This is a genomic window from Psychromonas aquimarina ATCC BAA-1526 (assembly GCF_000428725.1).
In the GTDB taxonomy this organism is placed as follows: Bacteria; Pseudomonadota; Gammaproteobacteria; order Enterobacterales; family Psychromonadaceae; genus Psychromonas; species Psychromonas aquimarina.
Window position 1 is genome coordinate 1 of sequence record NZ_AUAM01000097.1, and the last position, 3,889, is coordinate 3,889.

A 3,889-nucleotide genomic window follows, 5' to 3' on the forward strand; every position below is an offset into this window, starting at 1 on the left:
AAAACACCGAACGTTTCCACGTTCAGTGCTTTATATACCATCAAGGTACCCGTTAAGATATAAGCCTAAAATTGCTTAACCGAACGGCATTGTCAGGTTAATGACGGCTTTTTAGAATATCTTCTCTCTAAGGTGTCTGCAGACCTTATGAATTCTTACTCAACGCAGGCCAGGCTGCTTTCAGATATACAACCATTGACCAAAGTGTTAGAGCAGTGGCGACATAGAGCAGCGTAAAACCAACCCATTCCATTTCTGAAGAATCCTGCCAGATCAGTAAAAATAACGACAACATCTGCGCAACCGTTTTTATTTTTCCTACCCAGGAAACGGCGACACTGGCACGCTCTCCTAATTCAGCCATCCACTCACGCAGTGCTGAAATAATGATTTCCCGGCAGATCATTATCATTGCCGGTATGGTGATCCAGATAACCTCATAATGCTCAACAATCATTACCAGTGACACAGCAACCATTATTTTATCGGCAACCGGATCTAGAAAAGCCCCGAATGCCGTTGACTGGTTAAGTTTTCGCGCCAGATAACCATCGAGCATATCGGTACTGCCGGCAATAAAAAAAATAAGGGCGGCGCTGAAAGATGACCATTCAACAGGTAAATAATAAAAAATAACAAAAACAGGGATTAAGAATATTCGAAAACCCGTTAAAATATTAGGAATGTTTATCATTAAAATGTCCTTTGAGTAAGACACCTATTTTTGCATTATATTGTTTCATTATGCAAATGCTTAACCATGATAATTTACCAAATATATATCAGCATGTTGCAGACCATAACTCAAAGGACAGCAAAGCGGGCAGAATAAAGAACAACACGACAAATTATGTCTTTCTAATGATGCAGCGCTTCGTAAATCGTTTCTGCTAATGCGGAACTGATTCCTGGTATTTTCGCCAGCTCGTCAACACTTGCAGATTTTACTCCCTGTAAACCGCCAAGGTGATTTAATAGAGCCTGGCGACGTTTAGCCCCCACACCGGCAATTCCCTCTAAGCTACTGGTACGTCTTTTTTTATCACGCTGCTGTCTGTGCCCCATAATAGCAAAGCGGTGCGATTCATCACGTATCTGCTGAATTAAATGCAGTGCAGGAGAGTCGTCTGACATTTCTAAGATTTCATGACTCTCTGCAAGTATCAATGTTTCTAAACCCGCTTTTCGGGTTACACCTTTAGCAATACCGATTAACAATGGATACTTACCGGAAAAATTGTGCTCCAGTGAGCTTACTATGGTTTCAGCCTGACTCAGCTGCCCGAGTCCGCCGTCAATGAAGATAATATCAGGTATATTTTCCGGAGACTGCGGTTCTTTAAAACGGCGCTCTAACACCTGCCCCATAGCTGCATAATCATCACCGGGGGTAATGCCGCTGATATTAAAACGCCGGTAGGCCGATTTATTCGCCCCCTCACGGTTAAATACCACACAGGAGGCAACGGTCTTTTCCCCCATCATATGGGATATATCGTAACACTCCATACGTTCGATAGGTCTGGTCAGCTCTAACTTTTCTTCCAGAAGCTGATAGCGCTGCAGAACATTATTTTTCTGGCTTAGGTGAGTCTGCAGAGCGATTTTTGCATTGGTTTTAGCAAGTTTAGTAAACTTTGCACGCTCACCGCGCATCTCTATTTTTAATACCGTTTTATAACCGCAGTATTCAGTAAACATATCCGTAAATAAAAAACGCTCGGCAAAATCATCACTGAGTAAAATTTCTTTAGGGATCGCCCTGCCGTTTTGACCGGAAAGATAGAACTGACTTAGAAAAGAACTTAACAGCTCATCTTTAGTGGAGTTTTTGGGGACCTTGGGGAAATAATTACGACTGCCTAAAATTCGTCCCTGGCGGACAAATAACAGGTGAATGCTGGCAACTCCCTGCTCATAAACAACCCCGACCACATCAAGCTGTTCAATATCACCACTGACCCACTGCTGTTCCTGTACTTTTTTAAGGGACTGAATCTGATCCCGCCTGACCGCCGCTTTTTCAAACTCAAGCTCCCGGCTGGCCAGCTCCATTTCACTAACCAGCTGGTTAATAACATTCTGGCTTTTACCTTGTAAAAATTCAGTAGCAAGCTCGACCTGGTGTTTATATTCATCCTCAGGCATGGCATTTACACAGGGACCTAAGCAGCGCTTTAACTGATACTGAAGACACGGCCGAGAACGATTGCTGTAATAACTGTCTTCACACTGACGAATAGGGAACAGTTTCTGCATCAAATGCAGACTTTCGCGCACAGCTCCGCCGCTTGGATAAGGTCCGAAATAGGTGCCTTTACGATTTTTATTCTGCGCACGTACTAATGTCAACTGCGGGTGTTTGTGTTCGCTTAAAAAAAGGTAAGGGTAAGATTTATCATCGCGCAACAGTACATTGTATTTCGGTTTATACTGCTTAATAAAGTTATGTTCAAGAATTAATGCTTCAGTCTCAGTATGCGTCACTGTTACTTCAATATTAGCAATATGACTGACTAAGGCTAAGGTTTTAGGATGTTTCTGGGTGAGACTAAAATAACTGCTGAGGCGTTTTTTTAAATTTTTAGCTTTACCTACATAAATAACCGTCTGCAGCTCATTAAACATACGGTAGACACCAGGTTCACTGGTAACTGTTTTTAAAAAACTTTCAGAGCAAAAGGCTGTCATACTAAAATGACACCCGTAGGTGCCGTATTCTTAAGGTGCTGACTAAAGTGTATCGGCATCAAGCATGCCGTAACGTATGGCTAAATGCGTTAATTCAACATCACCATTAACACCTAATTTATCAAACAGACGGTAACGGTAACTATTGATTGTTTTAGGGCTGAGATGCAGCTGTTCAGAAATATCTACAACACGCTGTCCTTTAGTTATCATCATCATAATCTGCAGCTCTCTTTCAGAAAGTACGCTGAACGGATCTTCCGCTGCCGGTGATATCTGTGAAAGAGCCATCTGCTGCGCGATTTCCGGCGCTAAATAACGCTGTCCTGAATTTACAGCGCGAATTGCATTAAGTACTTCATCGGGCGCGGCGGATTTACTGAGGTAGCCGGCAGCACCTGCCTGCATCACTTTTGAAGGAAAAGGGTTTTCAGTATGCATGGTCAGCATAATAATTTTTATATCTTCATTAATACGCAGAATTCGATGCATTGCATCTAAACCACCGATACCGGGCATATTAATATCCATCAAAACAACATCGGGATCATTACTGCGACACCACTTTACCGCCTCTTCACCGCTTTCGGCTTCACCAATAACTTTCATGCCTCGAACATCATCAATGATACGGCTAATCCCTGTACGAACTAATTCATGGTCATCGACCAGCAGGATATTTATCACAATATTTCTCCATTAATACCTAACAGACAGGTATTAAGATAAAACGGACACATTTTAAGAGCGCAGATAATAACGACAGAGCTATATTTCACATAGTCAAAAAACATAACTTTTTGCGTTACTTAACAATAATGCAAATCTATACAATAGAACAATCAAAGCTAGATAATTATAACATAAAAAAAACAGTGCTAATTAAGCTGATAAAAAGGGGTATTAAGTTAGAACAAAAAGGCAGCTTAGTTTAGAGCAGGAAAGATCCAAACTATCATATATTGCAAATTTCCTGCTAGAAACGAAAAAGGGCCTCTTAGATGAGAAGCCTTTTTAAATGCGGCCTAGTCAAGAGCTGGAGAGATTCTTAATCTCATAGTCCTCAGAACCTGTACCCTTGAAACGAAAAAGCCCGCTACAAGTAGCGGGCTTTAAAATGTGGCGGAGGAGGAGAGATTTGAACTCTCGGAGAGCTATTAACCCTCGCTGGTTTTCAAGACCAGTGCATTCAGCCGCT

The 3,889-nt window shown here is 41.8% G+C and carries 3 protein-coding genes; all 3 read right to left on the reverse strand.

What is annotated here, in order from left to right:
- Positions 1-145: 145 nt before the first annotated feature.
- Positions 146-694, reverse strand: coding sequence for a CDP-diacylglycerol--glycerol-3-phosphate 3-phosphatidyltransferase (gene pgsA, locus G337_RS0118710; protein ID WP_028865229.1), 549 nt, complete (start codon positions 692-694; stop codon positions 146-148).
- 164 nt (positions 695-858) lie between these two features.
- A complete protein-coding gene (gene uvrC / locus G337_RS0118715; RefSeq protein WP_028865230.1) occupies positions 859-2,691 on the reverse strand; it encodes an excinuclease ABC subunit UvrC in 1,833 nt (610 codons plus the stop codon).
- A 42-nt stretch (positions 2,692-2,733) separates the two neighbouring features.
- On the reverse strand, positions 2,734-3,378 hold the full coding sequence (gene uvrY / locus G337_RS0118720; protein ID WP_028865231.1) for a UvrY/SirA/GacA family response regulator transcription factor: 645 nt from the start codon (positions 3,376-3,378) through the stop codon (positions 2,734-2,736).
- Positions 3,379-3,889 lie beyond the last annotated feature (511 nt).

Coding starts and splice junctions, on each gene's coding strand:
- pgsA (WP_028865229.1), bottom strand. CDS start 694: ATGATAAACATTCCTAATATTTTAACGGGTTTTCGAATATTCTTAATC.
- uvrC (WP_028865230.1), bottom strand. CDS start 2,691: ATGACAGCCTTTTGCTCTGAAAGTTTTTTAAAAACAGTTACCAGTGAA.